Genomic DNA, 16,388 nt, shown 5'->3' with positions numbered 1-16,388 from the left:
GGCTGCTGGGCGGGCCACTGGTGGGTGGGCGGCGGTTGTCGGTGGTGCAGCGGCGCGGGCACCGGAGGAGGCCCAACCGGTCGTGGCGGTGGCCAGCCACCCGGCGGTGGTGGTTGCGTCATCGCTGGTGGTCCCCCATGTCGCGGATGCCCGAATCAGCACTGGAGCTTAGGGGAACTCCGCTATCCTGCGCGGCCGTGTTGAGAAACTGGGGAGCGGCCGCGATCTGCGTGATCGCGCTGGGCACGGGCGCAGGCGTCGCGGCGGCGCAACCGAGCAGCCCGGCCGGGCTGCCCGGGACGGTCAACGCCGACGTGCGCCTGAAACTGGAGCGCGACGGCCGGTTGACCGTGACCGAGGTGGTGTCCGTCCCCGAAGGAAAAACAGCCAATCGTGTGGTCCCGCTACGCATCGCAGTCGGCGGCAACCGCGACCGCGTGTACGAGGTCGTCGACGCGACCGTGGACGGCGAGGGCACGGCTACAGCATCGGCCGACGAACTCTCGATCGCACTCCGGACGGGCACGTCCACCGTCACTTACGCGGTCGTCGGCGCCGTCGCGCAGATCGGCGACACCCTCGAACTGCGCTGGCAGCCCGCGAGCGGCTGGGACGTCGGGCTCGACTCCGTCAAGGTCTCGGTGATCGCCCCGGACGCGCCGCGGTCGGTGAACTGCCTGGCCGGCGAGCCGGGCACGGCGAAACCGTGCACCACCGCCGAGCTGGGGGACGGGCGCGGCGTGCGCGCCACCGAGATCGGCCTGGCGCCCGGCGAGCGGGTCGACGTGGCGGTCGGCCTCCAGGAGGGCGCGGCGCCGGCCAACGCGCGCGTGGTCGAGTCGGCGGGCCTGGCCGCGGCGTTCGCGCTGACCCCGGTGACCGGCGTCGGCCTCGGCGCGCTCGTCCTGCTGCTGCTCGGCGGCGCGGTGCTGCTGTGGTACCTCCGCGGCCGCGACGCGCGGGCCCTGGCGAGCGACGTCGGACCGGTGGACGTGCTGGTCACCGACGCGGCCGGGCGGGTGGCGTTCGCCTCGCCGGACGGCGTGCTGCCGGGACAGGTCGGCACCGTGGTCGACGAGCACGTGGATGTGGTCGACGTGACCGCGACGATCGTCGACCTCGCGGTGCGCAACTACGTGTGGATCGAGGAGGTCGCCGGGCTGGACTGGCGCTTCGTCCGCCGCAACCCGGCCGACCCGTCGCTGTCGGGCTACGAGCGCGCCGTCTACGAGGCGCTGCTGCCCGACGGCGTGGACGCGGTGCTGCTGTCCGAGCTGCGCGGCCGGCGGATCGACCTGTCGCGCGTGCGGGACGAGCTGTACGCCGACGTGGTGGCGAAGAACTGGTTCGCGCGGCGGCCGGACGCCGAGCGGAACCTGTGGTGGTGGGCCGGGGTCGGGCTCGGCGTGCTCGGCGCGGTGCTGACCGCGGTGTTGGCGCTGGTCGGGACGGGTGCGCTGTTCGGTCTGGTGGTGGTCGCGGCGGGTGTGGCGCTGGCCGTGGGCGCGCGCTCGATGCCCGCGCGGACCAAGCGGGGCAGCGCCCTGCTGGAACACGTGCGGGGGTTGCGCGGGTACCTGCACACGGCGACGCCGCAGGACATCCCGGACGCGGACCGGGAGATGGTGTTCTCGCGGTCGCTGCCGTACGCGGTGGTGCTGGGGGAGACGGAGCGGTGGTTGGCGGCGTTCGCCGGGACCCGACCCGGGCTGTACTGGTTCGGCGAGGCGGAGAGTGGCGGTGACCTGGGGCGTTTCGCCCACCGGTTCCCAACGTTCCTCGGCGCGGTGGACGGGGTCCTGGCTCAGGCCGGGCACCTGCGATCGCTGCGGGGCTGATCACTTATCACCCGATGGAGACCTTGCCTCCCGTCGAACACCCGTTCGACAATCAAACCGTCCGGCCAACGACCCCGCGGGCGGCGGGGGAGGGGCCGGGCGGAGCGGCCGAGACCAACCCGGTGCCCAATCGCGTGGCTCCACCGGGTGGGTGGCCGGTCGGTGCGGGCCGCGTTCCGGGTGCACCCGGTCCGGGTCCGGCCGTCGAGGCGGTGGTCGACCGGTCCGAACCCGGTCGGTTCGCGATGGGCGTAGCGAGGTGGTGCGGCCGGCGGGTGACCTGCGGCCCGAGTGGCGGTCCGAACCCGTAGGCTGCGTTCATGGCGCTACCCGAACTGCACAGGTTCACGCTTCCCAACGGCCTGCGGGTGGTGTTCTCACCAGACCGCAGCGCCCCGGTCGTCGGGGTGAGCGTGCACTACGACGTGGGATTCCGCTCCGAGCCGGAGGGGCGGACGGGGTTCGCGCACCTCTTCGAGCACCTCATGTTCCAGGGCAGCGAGAGCCTGGAGAAGCTCGCGCACTTCCGTCACGTGCAGTCCTCGGGTGGCACGTTCAACGGCTCCACGCACCCCGACTACACCGACTACTACGAGGTGCTGCCGTCGGCGGCACTGGAGCGGGCGCTCTTCCTCGAGGCGGACCGCATGCGGGCGCCGAAGCTCACCGAGGAGAACCTGCGCAACCAGATCGACGTGGTGAAGGAGGAGATCCGACTCAACGTCCTGAACCGACCGTACGGGGGGTTCCCCTGGATCCTCCTGCCACCGGTCCTGTACCAGACCTTCCCGAACGCGCACAACGGCTACGGCGACTTCACCGACCTGGAGAACGCCACCGTGGACGACTGCGCCGCGTTCTTCGACACCTACTACGCGCCGAGCAACGCCGTGCTGACGGTGGCGGGCGACTTCGACGTGGACACGACGAAGGCGCTGGTCGAGAAGCACTTCGGTGACGTGCCCGCCCGTCCGGCGCCGCCCCGGCCGTCCTTCGCCGAGGCGCCGCCGAAGGGCGAGCTGCGCGCCGAGCACACCGACCCGCACGCGCCGATGCCCGCGCTCGCCCTGGGCTACCGCATCCCGGACCCGGTGAACGACGTGGAGGGCTACCTCACCTACCTCGTCCTGGCCGGGGTGCTGACCGACGGTGACGGGTCGCGGCTCCAGCAGCGGCTGGTGCACCGCGACAGGCTCGTGGTGGAGGTCGGCTCCGGGTGCGGTCTGTTCGGGCCGCTGGAGGCGCGCGACCCCGACACGTTCAGCATCACCGCGATCCACCCCTCCGAGGTGACCGCCCAGCAGATCATCGCGGTGGTGGACGAGGAGCTGCTGCGGCTGGCCGAGGAAGGGCCGACCGCGCAGGAGCTGGCGAAGGTCACCGCCCGCTGGGCGTCGACCATGCACCGCGAGCACGACCGGTTGACCAGCCGGACGCTGGGCCTCGGATCGGCCGAGCTGCTGTTCGGGCGGGCCGAGCTGCTGTACGAGCTGCCGGAGAAGCTGTCCGGCATCACCACCGACGAGGTCGCCGCCGCGGCCAAGGCGCTGCGGGCGGACTCGCGCGCCGTCCTGATCCTCAACCCGGCCAACGGAGGTAACGAGTGAGCGCCCCGACCAAGCACCGCAACGCCGAGGAGATCGGCCGTACGGCGCTCGGGCCTCGCCCGTTCCCGGAGCTGGGCGAGCAGCGGGCGGCGGCGGACCTGGACACCGTCGACACGACGTTGGCCAACGGCCTGCGGGTGATCGCGGTGCGCCGGTCGTCGGTGCCGCTGGTGGAGGTGCGGATGCGGATCCCGTTCGGGGACCCGGCGTCCTCCAGCACGGGTTCGACGCACACGGCGCGCGCCGAGCTGCTGGCGAGCACGGTGCTGACCGGCACCGCCACCCGCAGCCGGGTGGACGTCGACACCGAGCTGGCGCTGGTCGGTGGCGAGCTGGACGCGGCCGTGGACCCGGAGCGGCTGTCGTTCAGCGGCAACGCGCTGGTGGCCGGCCTGGACACCGTCCTGGACGTGCTGCGCGACGCGCTGACCGGCGCGACCTACTCGAACGAGGAGGTCGAGCGGGAGCGGTCGCGGCTGATCGAGCGGATCCGGCTCGCGCGGTCGCAGCCGAGCGTGATCGCGCGGGAGGCGTTGCAGCACCACCTGTACGGCGACCACCCGTACGCCAAGGAGATGCCCGAGGCGGACGAGGTCCTGTCGGTGACGCGCGACGACGTGCTGGCCCTGCACGCGGCGGCGGTGCTGCCGCGCGGCGCGGTGCTGGTGCTGGTCGGCGACGTGGCGCCGGACGCGGCGGTGCGGGCGGTCGAGAACGCGCTGGGCGGGTGGACGGCCGAGGGCACCGCGGTGACGCTGTCGCCGCTGCCGGTGGTCCGGGGCGGCGACGTGCTGCTGGTGCACCGGCCCGGCGCGGTGCAGTCGCAGATCCGGCTCGCCGCGCGCGCCCTGGTGCGCACCGACGAGCGGTACCCGGCGCTCCAGCTGGCGAACCTGGTGTACGGCGGGTTCTTCTCCTCGCGCCTGGTGGAGAACATCCGCGAGGACAAGGGCTACACCTACCACGCGCGGTCGTACCCGGAGTTCACGCCGGGTGGCGCGGCGCTGCTGGTGGACGCCGACACGGCGAGCGAGGTCACCGCGTCGGCGCTGCTGGAGACCCGCTACGAGCTGGCCAGGATGGCCCTGTCGCCGCCCTCGGAGGCGGAGGTGGGCAACGCCTGCCGGTACGCCGTCGGGTCGCTGCTGACCGCCACGTCGTCGCAGGGCGGGCTGGCGTCGTTCCTGGTGAACCTCGCCGGGCTGGGTCTGGGCGTGGACTGGTTCCTCGGGCACCCGGGGCGGCTGGCCGCGGTCACCGTCGAGCAGGTGGCCGAGGTGGCGCTGGAGTTCTTCGCGCCCAGCGCGTTCACCGGTGTGCTCGTGGGCGACGCCGACAAGCTGACGCCGCGGTTGCGGGCGCTGGGCGGTGTGGCCCTGCCGTGAGCTTCGAGCTGGTGGAGCTGCCGGCGCTCTCGCGGTTCACCGTCGACCGGCGGGAACCGCTGCGCGGTGACGAGCGGCGCATCGCGCAGCTGTGGCCGAAGGCGCGCGTCATCACGGTCGACGCGAACGGCCGGGTGCCGGTGGCCGACCGCGGGACGCGCCTGGTCGACCACCCCGCCACCGACTTCGGCGACGGGCCGCCGGACACCGCCGTGCTGCTCGGCGAGCAGGACGGCGTGGCGTACTGGGCGGTGCCGCTGACCGAGGACGAGACGGACGTGGCGGCGCCGTCCGGGCGGGCGTGGTTCCAGCCGGAGCTGACCGACGAGCAGCAGTGGCTGGACCTGCGGGCCGCCGGCGCGCTGCTGGACGACACCGACGCGGGCCTGTTCACCTCGGCGGTGGCGCTGTTCCACTGGCACCGCTCGGCGAAGTTCTGCGCGGTGTGCGGCGGCCTGACGGAGTCGATCAAGTCGGGTTGGGCGCGGGTCTGCGAGCAGTGCGGGCGCGAGGAGTACCCGCGCACCGACGCGGCCGTGATCTGCCTGGTGCACGACGGCGCCGACCGGGTCCTCCTCGCCCGCGGCGCGGGCTGGCCGGAGGGGCGGTACTCGGTGCTGGCCGGGTTCGTCGAGGCCGGCGAGTCGCTGGAGGCGTGCGTCGCGCGGGAGATCGAGGAGGAGGTCGGCGTCGAGGTGCGCGGCATCCGCTACCTCGGGAGCCAGCCGTGGCCGTTCCCGCGGTCGCTGATGGTGGGCTTCGAGGCGGTGGCCGACCCGACCGAGCCGCTGCGCCTGGCGGACGGCGAGATCGCCCAGGCCAAGTGGGTCGACCGGGCCGACGTGCGGCGCGCGTTGGCCGAGCCGGGCAGCGTGCCGGACCTGCTGCTCGCGCCGGGCGCCTCCATCGCCTACCGGATGATCCAGTCCTGGGTGGCCGCCGGCTAGGACCGCTCCCGGGACACCACTGTCACCTGGGCGAGCGATGGAGTGCCCGGGTAGATGGGGCCTGGGATGTGGCGCATGAGGCTGTGGTGGGCGGGCGGGGCCCCGTGGTGGATGGGGCGCGGCGCACCGACAGCGGCAGCGGCAGTGAGTGGCAGTGGCAGTGGCAGCGCGGACGATCGGCGGCGCGAGCCCGCGACAGGGCCGGGGCGACTCCGGCACGGCGGTGCGGTAGGCGGCCGGTCTGCGGTTGGCGGTGCCGGGTGGGTGTCGGTGGTGCCGGTGGCGGTCTGTGGCTGTGGCTCGCTGTGGCGGTCGCGGTGGGCGACGTGGTGATCACGGTGACGATCCGGGGTGGCGAAACGGACGCCATTCGGGTGCTTCGTGCGGGTGGTTCGGGCGGAAAGTGTTGGTGGCGCACGGCCAATCGGGCTCTTCCAGGGGGTACGGGGAGATAACGTCGTGTGTCCACCGCGCCTCGTGGCGGGACATCGCCCACTGGCCTGATGGGGGTCGCCGTGCACCGCAAGCTGACAGTGCGCGACCTGCGCGCCGGCAACCGGGCGCGAGTGCTGCGCGCGCTGTACTTCGACGAGCCGCGCAGCCGGCAGGAGCTGGCCGGGATCACCGGGTTGAGCCAGGCGTCGGTCAGCAACGTGGTCGGTGAGCTGATCTCCGAGGGCGTCGTGGTGGAGGCCGGGCAGGTCGACTCGGATGGCGGGCGGCCTCGCGTGCTGCTGCGGGTCAACCCCGCGTTCGCGGCGGTGGTCGGGGTCGACGTCGGTGAGACGCACGTGCTGGTCGAGGTGTTCGACCTGACGTTGCGGCGGCTCGCCGTGGCCACGTCGCCGATGGAGCCGGACCTGCACTCGGCCGACGACGTGGCGGGACGGGTCCTCGACGGCTTGGACCGCTGCTTGCGTGACAGCGGGGTCGAGGACGTCCTCGGCGTGGGCATCGGCGTGCCCGGGTTCGTCGAGCGGGGCTTGGTCTACGCGCAGACCGTGGGCTGGCACGGCGTCGCCCTGGAGCGGATGCTGCGCGCGGGCACCGACCTGCCGTTGTTCCTGGACAACGGCGCGAACACGTTGGGGCAGGCCGAGGTCTGGTTCGGGGCGGGCCGAGGCGCGGGTGACGCGGTGGTCGCGCTGATCGGGTCGGGTGTCGGTGCGAGCGTCATCGCGGGCGGCGTGCTCTACCGCGGCTCGTCGGGCGGCGCGGGGGAGTGGGGGCACACGACCGTCGCCCTCGACGGCAGGCCCTGCCGGTGCGGCGCCCGCGGTTGCCTGGAGGCGTACATCGGCGCGTCCGGCGTGGTCGAGCGGTACCGGGCGGTCCAGCCGGACGTGCCCGCCGAGCAGGAGGCGGCGTTAGCCGCGCTGGTCGCCGACCGGTCGGAGGCCGCGCGGGACGTGCTCACCGAGACCGCCCGCTACACGGGGCTCGGCATCGCGAACCTGATCAACCTGTTCAACCCGTCCCGCGTCATCGTCGGCGGCTGGGCCGGGCTGCTGCTCGGCGACCGCATCCTCGACGACGTCCGCGACGAAGCCGCCTGCCACGCCCTGCACCGGCCGTTCGAGCAGGCGTCGATCACCCTGTGCGAGCTGGGTCCGGAGTCGGTGGCCCTGGGCGCGGCGACGCTGCCGGTGGCCGAGTTCCTCGCCGCGGGCGGGGTGCGCCGCCACGCGCCCAGCCGAGCGGGCTGACCGGTCCGACCGGTCCACCGGTCAGCCCGGAGCGGACGCCACCCGGGAACTGCCGGAGCCGGAGAACGCCGGGGACTGCCGGAGCCGGAGAACGCCGGGGACTGCCGGAGCCGGAGACCGACGCGGTTGTGAACCGGCAGAGCCTGGCTCAGGGGTCGATGCGGTCGAGCGCGGCGCCGTCCCAGGTCGTCTGGATGCACGCGACACCGCGACCGTTGCGCGGGCGCAACACGTCGTAGATGTGCATGCGCGGGATCTTGTCGGACACGCCCCAACCGCTCGGCCAGGTGATCACCCAGTCCATGTCGAGGTCCACCAGCAGGCCGAGCATGCGCGCGATCGTCGGGTCGTCCAGCCGCTCGAACGCCTCGTCCAGCAGCACCAGCCGCAACGGCGAGAAGTCATCGCTCACCGCGTCGTAGAACGAGGCCGCCGCCGCGAACAGCGTGACGTACGAGATCAGGCGCGTCTCACCCGACGACAGCTGCCGCAACCGGCGTTCGCGCGGCCCGCCGTCCGGGCCGGTGTCGGCGACCGTCACGGTGAACTGGTGCCACGTCCGGTAGTCCAGCGCCCGTGACAGCACCTCCGCGTAACCGCCGCTGTGGGTGTCGCGCTCCTGCTCGATCCGCTCGGTGAACACCTTCCGCAGCGTCGCGTCCTGTTCCGGGTCGCGCTCGGCGTAGGGCAGCCGGACCAGGCCCAGGGCGTCGCGGGTCTCCTCGTCCAGCGCCGCCGAGTGCTTCCACGCCAGCTTGACGTGCACGCCCTGGCTGGACTTGGCTCGGGCGAGGACCTCGTTCATCCGCTTGCACAGGTCCTCGGCCACCGCGATCTGGCTGCGCAGCCACTCGGCGAGGTCGCGGATGAGGTAGTCGGCGAAGATCCGCTGGTACTGGTCGTCCAGGAAACCCCTCTGCTCGCCCAGCTTCGCCGCCACCCGGCGCGCGGCGGTGGCGACCGGCCGGGCGCCCTCCTCGCCGGTGACCATGACCGTCAACAGCCCCGCGTGCTGGTCGGCGGCGATGTCGTGGCTGCCCGCCAGCGATGTTTGCAACGCCTGGAGCTTGGCGATCACGGTCGCCTCGCTCGCGGTCCGGCGGTCGCCCGTGACCAGCGCGGCGCGCACGGAGGTCACGTCCGCGGGCACGTCCGGCAGCGCTGCGGCCAGGATGCCCGGAGCCTGGACGGTGGCCCTGAAGTGCTCGGCGGCGCGGGTCGAGGCCTCGCGCGCGTCACCGAGCTGCTCGGCCGCGGTGTCGAGCTGGGCCGACAACTTCGCGGCCTGCTCGCGGGCGGCGGCGACGTCCTCGCGCACCCGCTTGATCTCGGCGCGCATCTCCCGCCGCGAATGCTCCAAAGTGGACAGTTGGTCCGCGATCTCGCGCGCCTCGCCGCCGATGGCGTCGGTCAGCTCGGCCAGCGCCGACGCCTGCGTCGCGTAGTCCTGGCACCGCGACTCCGCCTCGGCCTCGGCCGCCACGCGATCTTCCACCGCCGCGTGGTACCGGTGCCCGGCATCGGTCAGGTCCGCCACCGTGCCGCGGCACTGGCGTCCCAGCACATCACCCAGCCGGTCCGCGGTGCGCTGCGCCTCGGCGGCCGCGGCGCGGGCCTCGCGGAGCCCTTCGGTCGTCGCGGGCAGCCCGGCGTCGCCGGCCTGCCGGACCAGCGCGCCGCGCGCCGCCTCGTTGCGGGTCTCCGCCTCCGCCAACTCGGCCCGCAGCTGCTCCGCGCGACGGGTGGCGCGGTCGGCGGACTCCTGGGCGCCCTGGAGGCGGCCGTGCCGGGCGACCAGGTCGCGGTCGGCGGGGAAGCGTTCCAGGTGGGCCTCCCACTGCTCGACCTGGTGACGCGCGGCGGCCAGGTCCGACTCGGCGGCGCCCAGGTCCGCGCGCAGGGTCGCGAGCTCGTCCTCCAGCTCGGCGATGCGGCGCTGCCGCGCGGCCTCGCGGGCGCCCGCGCCGATGAACTCGGCCGCGTCCTTGTGCCAAGTCCCGGTCAGCACGCCTGCCTGCCAGTGGCCGCTCGGGGTGACCGTGGACGTGCCGCGATCGAGGGAGACCGAGGCGAGCAGGTCGGCCACGGTTCGCGCGGGCACCGGGGAGTCCGGCTCGACTGCCGGGACCAGCACCGATGCCAGCGACGGGTCTGGCGCAGGCTCTCCGGCCACGGCGAACACGTCGCTGGTCAGGGCGAACGTGGCGGTGGACGGGGTGGTCGTGGACCGGGTGGTGGTGGACGGGATGGCGCTGGACCGGATGGCCGTGGGCTGGGTGCTGCTGGACCGGGTGGCGGTGGGCTGGGTGCTGCTGGACGAGGTGGCGGTGGGCTGGGTGCTGCTGGACGAGGTGGCGGTGGGCTGGGTGCTGCTGGACGGGGCGGCTGTGAATGGGGACGGGGTGGGGGTGGTGTGGTCTGGGTGCTCCGGGGTGGTTTCGGCGTCCGATTCTCTCAACCGATGGTTGGTAACGGTGTTTCCGTACATTTTCGGGCCATCTTCACCCCATGGTGTGACCCAGGCGTCGAGCAGGCCGGAGGCTTCCAGGGCCGCTTCCAGGCCCGCTCGGTCCTCCGGCGTCACCGACGGGTGGAAGTCAACCAGGCGGTAGAACGGCGCGCCCGTTGAAGGATCCCGGTCGGGTGAGGTGAACCGCGTCCGCTCGGGCACCCGCGACGTGCCCGAGCGCAGGGCCGCCAGTTCCGCGTCACGCGCGTTGATCAGCTCGGTCAGTTCCGACCGGCGCCGCGCCGCGGCGTGGGCGCGGTCCCTGGCGGTCGACACCAGGGGGCTCACCCACTCGCGCGCCGTGGTGGTCAGGGCTCGGGCGGCTGTCGGGTCGGTTGAGGTCGGGAGGGGCAGGGTGGTCGCCGGTCGGGTGTCGGAGAGGGGGCCGGTGGTTCGCCACGCGTCCACCTCCGCCAGCCAGGACTGGGCGACCTCCGCCAGTTCCCGCGCCTCCTCGTCCCTCAGCGCCGCCGCCTCGGTCGCGGACCGCTGGGCGTCCTGCGCGGTCTGGTGCAGCGCGTCCACCCGGCGCTGGGCCTCGTCCAGCGCCGCCGCTTCTTCGGCCAGCGCCAGCGCGAGCGCGCCGCGGCGCCTGGCCGACGAGGCGATGTCCGCGGCGCTCGCGATGGCGGGTGACAGGGGCAGGTCGGTCGTGGCGGGTGGCACGCGGCGTTCGATGGGCAGCGGGTCCGCTTCGGGGTCCGGTTTCGCCCTCACCGACTCGGTGCGCGTCTCGGCCTCGACGACGCCGGTGTGCGGCACCCCCAGCAGCGGCACCTCCAGCAGCGGCACCTCGGGCAGCTGCAGCTCCAGGCCCGCCGTGCGCAGGTGGTGGCGCAGCGGCTCCACCAGCTCCTCCGCCGCGCCCAGGTCCTCGGACAGGCGTCGCTGGAGGCGCAGCACGCCGTCGACCGCCCCGTCCTCCTGCGACCGCTGCTTGGCCGCCACCTCCAGCGCGGCCAGGGCCGACGAGCGCTTTTCCGCCACCAGCTTCTCGCGCGTCCGGAGGTCTTCCAGGTCCCGGAACGCGGGCAGCTCCTTCAGCGCGCCGATGGTCTCCTCGGCCTGCTGCTCCGACGCCTCCAGCGACGTCAGCGAGTGCTCGGCCGCCGCTCGCGCGGAGAGGGTCTCCTCCAGCGACGCGGACAGCCGGGCCGTTCCGCGTTCCAGCTTGCGGACGTTCTCCTCGGCCGCGCCGAGCTTGTCCGAGGCGGTCCTCAGGCCGCCGGACGCGTAGTCCGAGTAGGTCTTCAGGAACGTGCCGAGCGCGGCGTCCGCGGTGGTCAGGCGGGTGATGTTCTCGCGGATGGACTCCAGGTCGTCGAACGACGTGGCCAGCTGCTCGACCATGGACTGGTCCAGCGGCGGGAGGGCGTCGGACAGGATCTGCTCCAGCTGGCCCTCCAGCACCTTCAGCCCGACGTCCGGGTTGCGGAGGGTGCGCTGGAGGTGCAGGAGGTCGCCGTAGCGGGCGGCGGGCACGCCGTAGACCCGCTCGGCGACCTTCGCCCGGAACGCGGCCTCCTCCAACACGCAGTCCGCGCCGATCAGCTCGCGCAGCTGCGCCGGGCCGAGGGGGGTGCGGTCGAACGTCAGCGACAGGTCGTGGCCGACGCGGGCCGGGGTGACGAAGCGCCACGAGTCGGTGATGGCCTGCGACGTCTTGGACGCCTTCACGCCGAGGCCGCAGGTCAGGAACTCGCCGGAGTCGCGGGTCAGCTCGACCCACGCGTACCCGATGCGGTTGGGGCCGCCGTCGTAGTCGTCGAGCATCAGGCGTCGCAGCGACACCGTGTCGAAGCCCTTCGAGCCGACCTGCCGCAGGTCGCCGTCCAGGCACAGCGGCAGCAGCAGCTCCAGGGTGCGCGACTTGCCGGAGCCGTTGGTGCCCTGGAAGATCGCGCGCCCGCCGGAGAAGTCGAACACCTGCTCGGTGTACTGCCAGATGTTGACGATGCCGCCCCTGTGCAGCCGCCACCTGTTCACGCGATCTCCTCGTCGAACAGCGACCAGCTCGGCTCTGCCGGGGCGGTCGCCGGTTGTTCCGCTTCGCGTTCCGGGTCGCCGTCGGGCACCGGGACCCAGCGGTGCGCGACCGGGTTGAGCAGCCAGCCCCCGTCGGAGCGGGCCGCCAGGCCGGTGCGCCGCAGCAGTTCCAGCACCTCGTCGACCAGCCGGTCGAGGTCGTCGGTGACCTGCCTGGACCACGCGGTCGGGTAGTCCTCGACCAGCCGGGCGCACACCGCCCGCAGGTCGGCCGCCGCCACCGGGTGCCGACCGTCCGCGCGCGGCGGGGCCTCCAGCAGCTCCGGCAGGGCCAGCAGGGCGATCCGCGAGACCGTGGAGGTGCCCGGGAAGCCCAGGTCGGTGAGGTAGTCCTCGGGGTCGGCGGCCAGCACGCCCTCGGCGCGGCGCTCGGTGCGCAGCCCGAAGCACGTCTCCAGCAGCGCGGACTCCTTGCGCTGGTTGCGCCGCAGCCACTCGGCCTGCTCGGGCGGCAGGTCGGCGTAGAGCACGACGGGGTTCTCCACGAGCTTGCGCCGCACCGCGTGCTCGACGCCGCGCGGGCCGGGTCGGGCCGCCAGCTCGACCAGCCGTTCGGGTGAGGTGGCCTCGGCGACGGGGCCGGTGAGCAGCTGCCCGAGCAGGTCGGTGTCGACGGTGATCAGGGCCTCGGTGTGCACGTCGACCGTGCCCTCGGTCTCGTGCAGCACGCCCAGCGACACCAGGTGCCGCAGCGCGGCGGTCAGGGCGCGCCGGTCGGCCACGTCGTCGACGACGTCCACGCCGGCCTCGGCGGCGGCCGCGCGGATGTCGGCGACCAGCCGGGACAGCAGCGCCTGCCTGCCGATGCCGGTGAGCACCGCCAGGGTGAGCGCCAGGTACGCGTAGCCGCGCGGCGACATGCCGGGCACGCCGCGCGAGTCGTCGTCCGCCGGTCCCGACTTGTAGAGCCGGGCGAACCGCCGCTCCACCACCAGCCGGTAGCCGAGCAGCCGCGCGAACAGGTCCTGGAGGGTGACGCGGTGGCGGTGGACCAGGGTGACCAGTTCGCCGTCCGGCCCGTCGGCGCGCAGCAGCGGTCGTCGCAGCAGGGTGCGGGCGCAGCGCACGGCGTTGGCCGCGTCGATCTCGGAGAGGCCGTCGAACATCAGTCGAGCACCAGCGCGGAGTCGTGGAGGGTGAGGGTGCCCGCCGCGGACCTGATCCGGGTGACCTGCCCGGCGGCGGGGGAGACGGTGACGCGCAGCCCGCGCACGGGGTCGGTGGCGGAGCCCGGTTCGGCGGCGGTGTCGCGCTGCGCCATGGCCAGCGTCAGCAGCTCGCACAGCACGCCGAGCGCTTCGCCGGACAGCGTCGCCGTGGCCAGGGCGGGCGCCGCCGCGGCCAGTTCGGCGACGGACGCGGCCCGCCGCTCGTCGGCGTCGCGCGCCTCGGCCAGCAGCGACTGCTCGGTCATCGGGTCGTCGAGGATGCGGGAGGCGCGGCCGCGGCCGCTGCGGTCGGCGCGCGACCGCACGCTCACCGGCACGTCCACCGCCGGCCCGTCGCGCCACGGCGTGCGCTCGTCGTCGCGGTCGTGCTCCGGCTCGGGCGAGACGTGCCGGGCCGGGTGCAGGCCGAACGCCGCCGCGTACAGCCGGTGCCCCCGGGACGCGTCGCCCCGGTCGAACCACGCGGCCAGCTTGAGCAGCTCGGCGCGCCTGCCGGGCAGCAGCCCGCCGCCCGAGGTGGCCCGCTTCACGCTGGCCAGCAGCGACCCGATGGCCCGCGCGGTGGCCTCGCGCAGCGCCGTCACCTGGCTCGGCCGCCCCGGCCGGTCGACGAACCAGTCGGTCAGCTCCTGCCAGTCCTCCGCCGACCGGCCGCGCGCCCGCTCCACCCGTTCGCCCAGGTCGGCGCGGTCCAGCAGGCGCAGCAGCCCGTCGCGGGCCGCGTTCAGCCGGGCCAGCGCGGCGGCGATGGCGGGTGTGTGCCGCAGCACGTCCTCCACGACCATCTGGATGTACTCGACGAGCAGGTCGCGGAAACCGGAGATCTCCTCCGCCGCCAGGTGGTGGCGGGTCACGACCTGCCCGAGGTAGGCGTAGAAGTCGCGCACGGTGGCGGCCAGCTCGGCGTGCTGGAGGAACAGGGTGGTGACCTGCTCGGCCAGCGCCTCCCGGGACCGCCGCGCCTCGCCGGCCAGCGCCTCGGACAGGGTCTGCCCGAGCCGGCCGAGGCCGCGTTCCACGGCGGGCAGCAGCTCCCGCGACACCTCGCGCGCGCCCTCCGGCACGCGCAGCAGCTCGTCGACGTCGCGCTGCACCCGCACGGCGAGCTTGCCGACCTGGTAGCGCACGCTGCCGTGCTGGAACTCGGCGATGCTGGAGGCCACCACCTCGCGCCTGCCCTGCACCAGGTTGCCCCACTCGACGAGCTGCTTGAGCCGCTTGATGACGTTCTCGATCTGCGACTCGCCGGGCTCGACCCGGCCCTCGCGCTCGGCGCCGGCCAGGGCGCCGGCGACCTCGCCCGCGGACAGGTCGGCCAGCAGCGTGGACGTGAACAGCCGCATGATCGCCAGGTACGTGCGCTGGTGGTCGCGCGCGTCCAGGTACGCGTAGAGCTTCAGGCGGGCTGGTTCCACGCCTGCCCACCCTAGTGCCGGGCGCGGACGGGCCCGGGGATACCGTGCCCCTGTGAGTCTGGGGCGGGCTGTGGGGCTGGTGTTGGGGGTGGCCGCGGACGCGGTGCTCGGCGATCCGCGGAAGTACCACCCGGTGGCGGGGTTCGGGCGCGCGGCGTCGGCGCTGGAGCGCGGGCTGTACCGCGACCACCGGGCGGCCGGGGCCGCGCACGTGGCCGTGCTGGTCGGCGGCGCCGTCCTGGCCGGTGTCGCGGTCGAGCGGCTGGCCGGGCGGGACCAGGCGGTGCGGGCGCTGACCACCGCGGCGGCCACGTGGGTGGTGCTCGGCGGCGCGTCGCTGGCCGACGAGGGCACCGCGATGGGCCGCGAGCTGGACGGCGGCGACCTGGCGGCGGCCCGCGACCGGCTGCCCGGCCTGTGCGGGCGCGACCCGTCGAGGCTGGACACGATGGGCCTGGCCAAGGCCACCGTGGAGTCCGTGGCGGAGAACACCTCCGACGCCGTGGTCGCCCCGCTGTTCTGGGGCGCGGTCGCGGGCGTGCCCGGTCTGCTCGGCTACCGGGCGGTGAACACGCTCGACGCGATGGTCGGCCACCGCAGCCCGCGCTACCGCCGGTTCGGCTGGGCCGCCGCGCGCCTGGACGACGTGGCGAACCTGCTGCCGTCGCGGCTGGCGGCGGTGCTCACCGCGGCGGGCGCGCCGGTCGTCGGCGGGTCGGCGGGCGAGGCGTGGCGGACGTGGCGGCGGGACGCGGCGGCGCACCCGAGCCCGAACGCCGGGCAGGTGGAGGCGGCGTTCGCGGGCGCGCTGGAGATCCGGCTGGGCGGTCGCACGGTGTACGCGCACGGCGCGGAGGACCGGCCGGTGCTCGGGCACGGCCGCAACCCGGACGCGGGCCACGTGACGCGGGCGGTGGAGCTGTCGCGGGTGGTCGGGGCGTCGGCGGCGGCCGTGACCGCGCTCATCGCGCTGGTGCGGCCTCGTCTTCGGCGAGCATCTCGGCGACGGACTTCCGCCTGACGCGCGGCCCCTCGTGCAGCGCGCCGCCGGGGCGGACCTCGCGGACGGTGAAGTACAGCCAGCCGCCCAGGGCCATCGCGCCGAACGCGATCCACTGGAGCGCGTAGGAGAAGAACGGGCCGGCGTCCAGCTTCGGCAGCGGCAGCGCGCCCTCCACTCCCGGCTGGTCCTCGGTGAGCTGGAAGTAGCCCGGCCGGACGTCCAGGCCGGCCGCCCGGCCCACCACGGCCGGGTTGATCGCGTACACCTGGCGGTGGCCGTCCTCGGTGAACGCGTCCCGATCGTCCGACTCGCCCGCGCGGGTCCACGCGACCAGCGTCACCTCGCCGGTCGGCGTGGGCTTCAGCTCCGGCACCCGGATGCCGTTGACCGGCCGCACGTAGCCGCGGTCGACCAGCACGACCGGGCCGCCCGCCAGCTCGAACGGGGTCAGCACCTCGAACGCGGCCTCGCCCTGCACGGTCCGCAGCCGCGCCACCGCCTGCGCCTCCGGCAGGTAGCGGCCGGTGAGCGTGACGCGACGCCACTCGAAGTCGGTGTTGGGCCGGTCCAGCAGCCCGTCGACGGGCACCGGGTCGGTGCGCACCGCGGTGGTGACGGCGCTGTTCTGCGCGTCCCGCTCGGTGTCGCGGTCGAACTGCCAGGGCGCGAGCAGCGCGAAGCAGGCGCCCGCGAACACCCACACCGTCAACGTCAGCGCGAGCCAGCCGGGACGCAACAGGAACTTCAACCGCACGCCACCACG

The 16,388-nt window shown here is 74.3% G+C and carries 10 protein-coding genes; 6 read left to right on the top strand and 4 right to left on the bottom strand.

Translation table 11 applies throughout. The features are described 5' to 3' along the window. Positions 1-197: 197 nt before the first annotated feature. The 5 genes from ABD223_RS34545 to ABD223_RS34525 all read left to right on the top strand — a co-directional run bounded on the left by ABD223_RS34545 (position 198) and on the right by ABD223_RS34525 (position 7,483). A complete protein-coding gene (locus ABD223_RS34545; protein WP_344040937.1) occupies positions 198-1,838 on the top strand; it encodes a DUF2207 domain-containing protein in 1,641 nt (546 codons plus the stop codon). Positions 1,839-2,158: 320 nt separating this feature from the next. Continuing rightward, on the top strand, positions 2,159-3,445 hold the full coding sequence (locus ABD223_RS34540) for a M16 family metallopeptidase (RefSeq protein ID WP_344040936.1): 1,287 nt from the start codon (positions 2,159-2,161) through the stop codon (positions 3,443-3,445). After that, positions 3,442-4,830 carry a M16 family metallopeptidase gene (locus ABD223_RS34535; RefSeq protein ID WP_344040935.1) on the top strand — a complete coding sequence of 463 codons (1,389 nt, stop codon included), beginning with the start codon at positions 3,442-3,444 and terminating at the stop codon, positions 4,828-4,830. The genes ABD223_RS34540 and ABD223_RS34535 overlap by 4 nt, the downstream gene beginning before the upstream one ends. Continuing rightward, positions 4,827-5,777, top strand: a complete 951-nt coding sequence (gene nudC / locus ABD223_RS34530; protein WP_344040934.1) for an NAD(+) diphosphatase — start codon at positions 4,827-4,829, stop codon at positions 5,775-5,777. The genes ABD223_RS34535 and nudC overlap by 4 nt, the downstream gene beginning before the upstream one ends. 503 nt (positions 5,778-6,280) lie before the next feature. Further along, positions 6,281-7,483, top strand: a complete 1,203-nt coding sequence (locus ABD223_RS34525) for an ROK family transcriptional regulator (protein WP_344040933.1) — start codon at positions 6,281-6,283, stop codon at positions 7,481-7,483. Positions 7,484-7,631: 148 nt separating this feature from the next. On the opposite strand, the gene ABD223_RS34520 is transcribed toward ABD223_RS34525, so the two are convergent. From ABD223_RS34520 to ABD223_RS34510, 3 genes are read right to left on the bottom strand one after another with little or no spacing between them, the layout of a single operon-like run. Then, positions 7,632-11,978 (bottom strand): SbcC/MukB-like Walker B domain-containing protein, encoded by a 4,347-nt coding sequence (locus tag ABD223_RS34520; RefSeq protein ID WP_344040932.1) that lies wholly within the window; start codon positions 11,976-11,978, stop codon positions 7,632-7,634. Then, complete coding sequence (locus ABD223_RS34515) at positions 11,975-13,144, bottom strand: TIGR02678 family protein (RefSeq protein ID WP_344040931.1); 1,170 nt, start codon at positions 13,142-13,144, stop codon at positions 11,975-11,977. Before ABD223_RS34515 ends, ABD223_RS34520 begins: the two co-directional genes overlap by 4 nt. Next, entirely contained in the window at positions 13,144-14,622 is a 1,479-nt protein-coding gene (locus ABD223_RS34510) for a DUF2397 domain-containing protein (protein WP_344040930.1), read from the bottom strand. The genes ABD223_RS34515 and ABD223_RS34510 overlap by 1 nt, the downstream gene beginning before the upstream one ends. Before the next feature lie 52 nt (positions 14,623-14,674). Here ABD223_RS34510 and ABD223_RS34505 point away from each other — a divergent pair, with 52 nt between their 5' ends. Then, positions 14,675-15,643 carry a cobalamin biosynthesis protein gene (locus ABD223_RS34505; RefSeq protein ID WP_344040929.1) on the top strand — a complete coding sequence of 323 codons (969 nt, stop codon included), beginning with the start codon at positions 14,675-14,677 and terminating at the stop codon, positions 15,641-15,643. On the opposite strand, the gene ABD223_RS34500 is transcribed toward ABD223_RS34505, so the two are convergent. Beyond that, a complete protein-coding gene (locus tag ABD223_RS34500) occupies positions 15,585-16,379 on the bottom strand; it encodes an SURF1 family cytochrome oxidase biogenesis protein (RefSeq protein WP_344040928.1) in 795 nt (264 codons plus the stop codon). The two genes, ABD223_RS34505 and ABD223_RS34500, sit on opposite strands and share 59 nt — an antisense overlap. Between the last annotated feature and the right edge of the window lie 9 nt (positions 16,380-16,388).

The organism is Saccharothrix xinjiangensis (genome assembly GCF_039527585.1).
In the GTDB taxonomy this organism is placed as follows: domain Bacteria; phylum Actinomycetota; class Actinomycetes; order Mycobacteriales; family Pseudonocardiaceae; genus Actinosynnema; species Actinosynnema xinjiangensis.
This window is presented reverse-complemented; position numbering and strand designations above follow the sequence as displayed.

Bases quoted from the DNA above. Each gene is read 5' to 3' on its own strand.
- ABD223_RS34540 (WP_344040936.1), top strand. From the start codon at position 2,159: ATGGCGCTACCCGAACTGCACAGGTTCACGCTTCCCAACGGCCTGCGG.
- ABD223_RS34525 (WP_344040933.1), top strand. From the start codon at position 6,281: ATGGGGGTCGCCGTGCACCGCAAGCTGACAGTGCGCGACCTGCGCGCC.
- ABD223_RS34515 (WP_344040931.1), bottom strand. From the start codon at position 13,144: ATGTTCGACGGCCTCTCCGAGATCGACGCGGCCAACGCCGTGCGCTGC.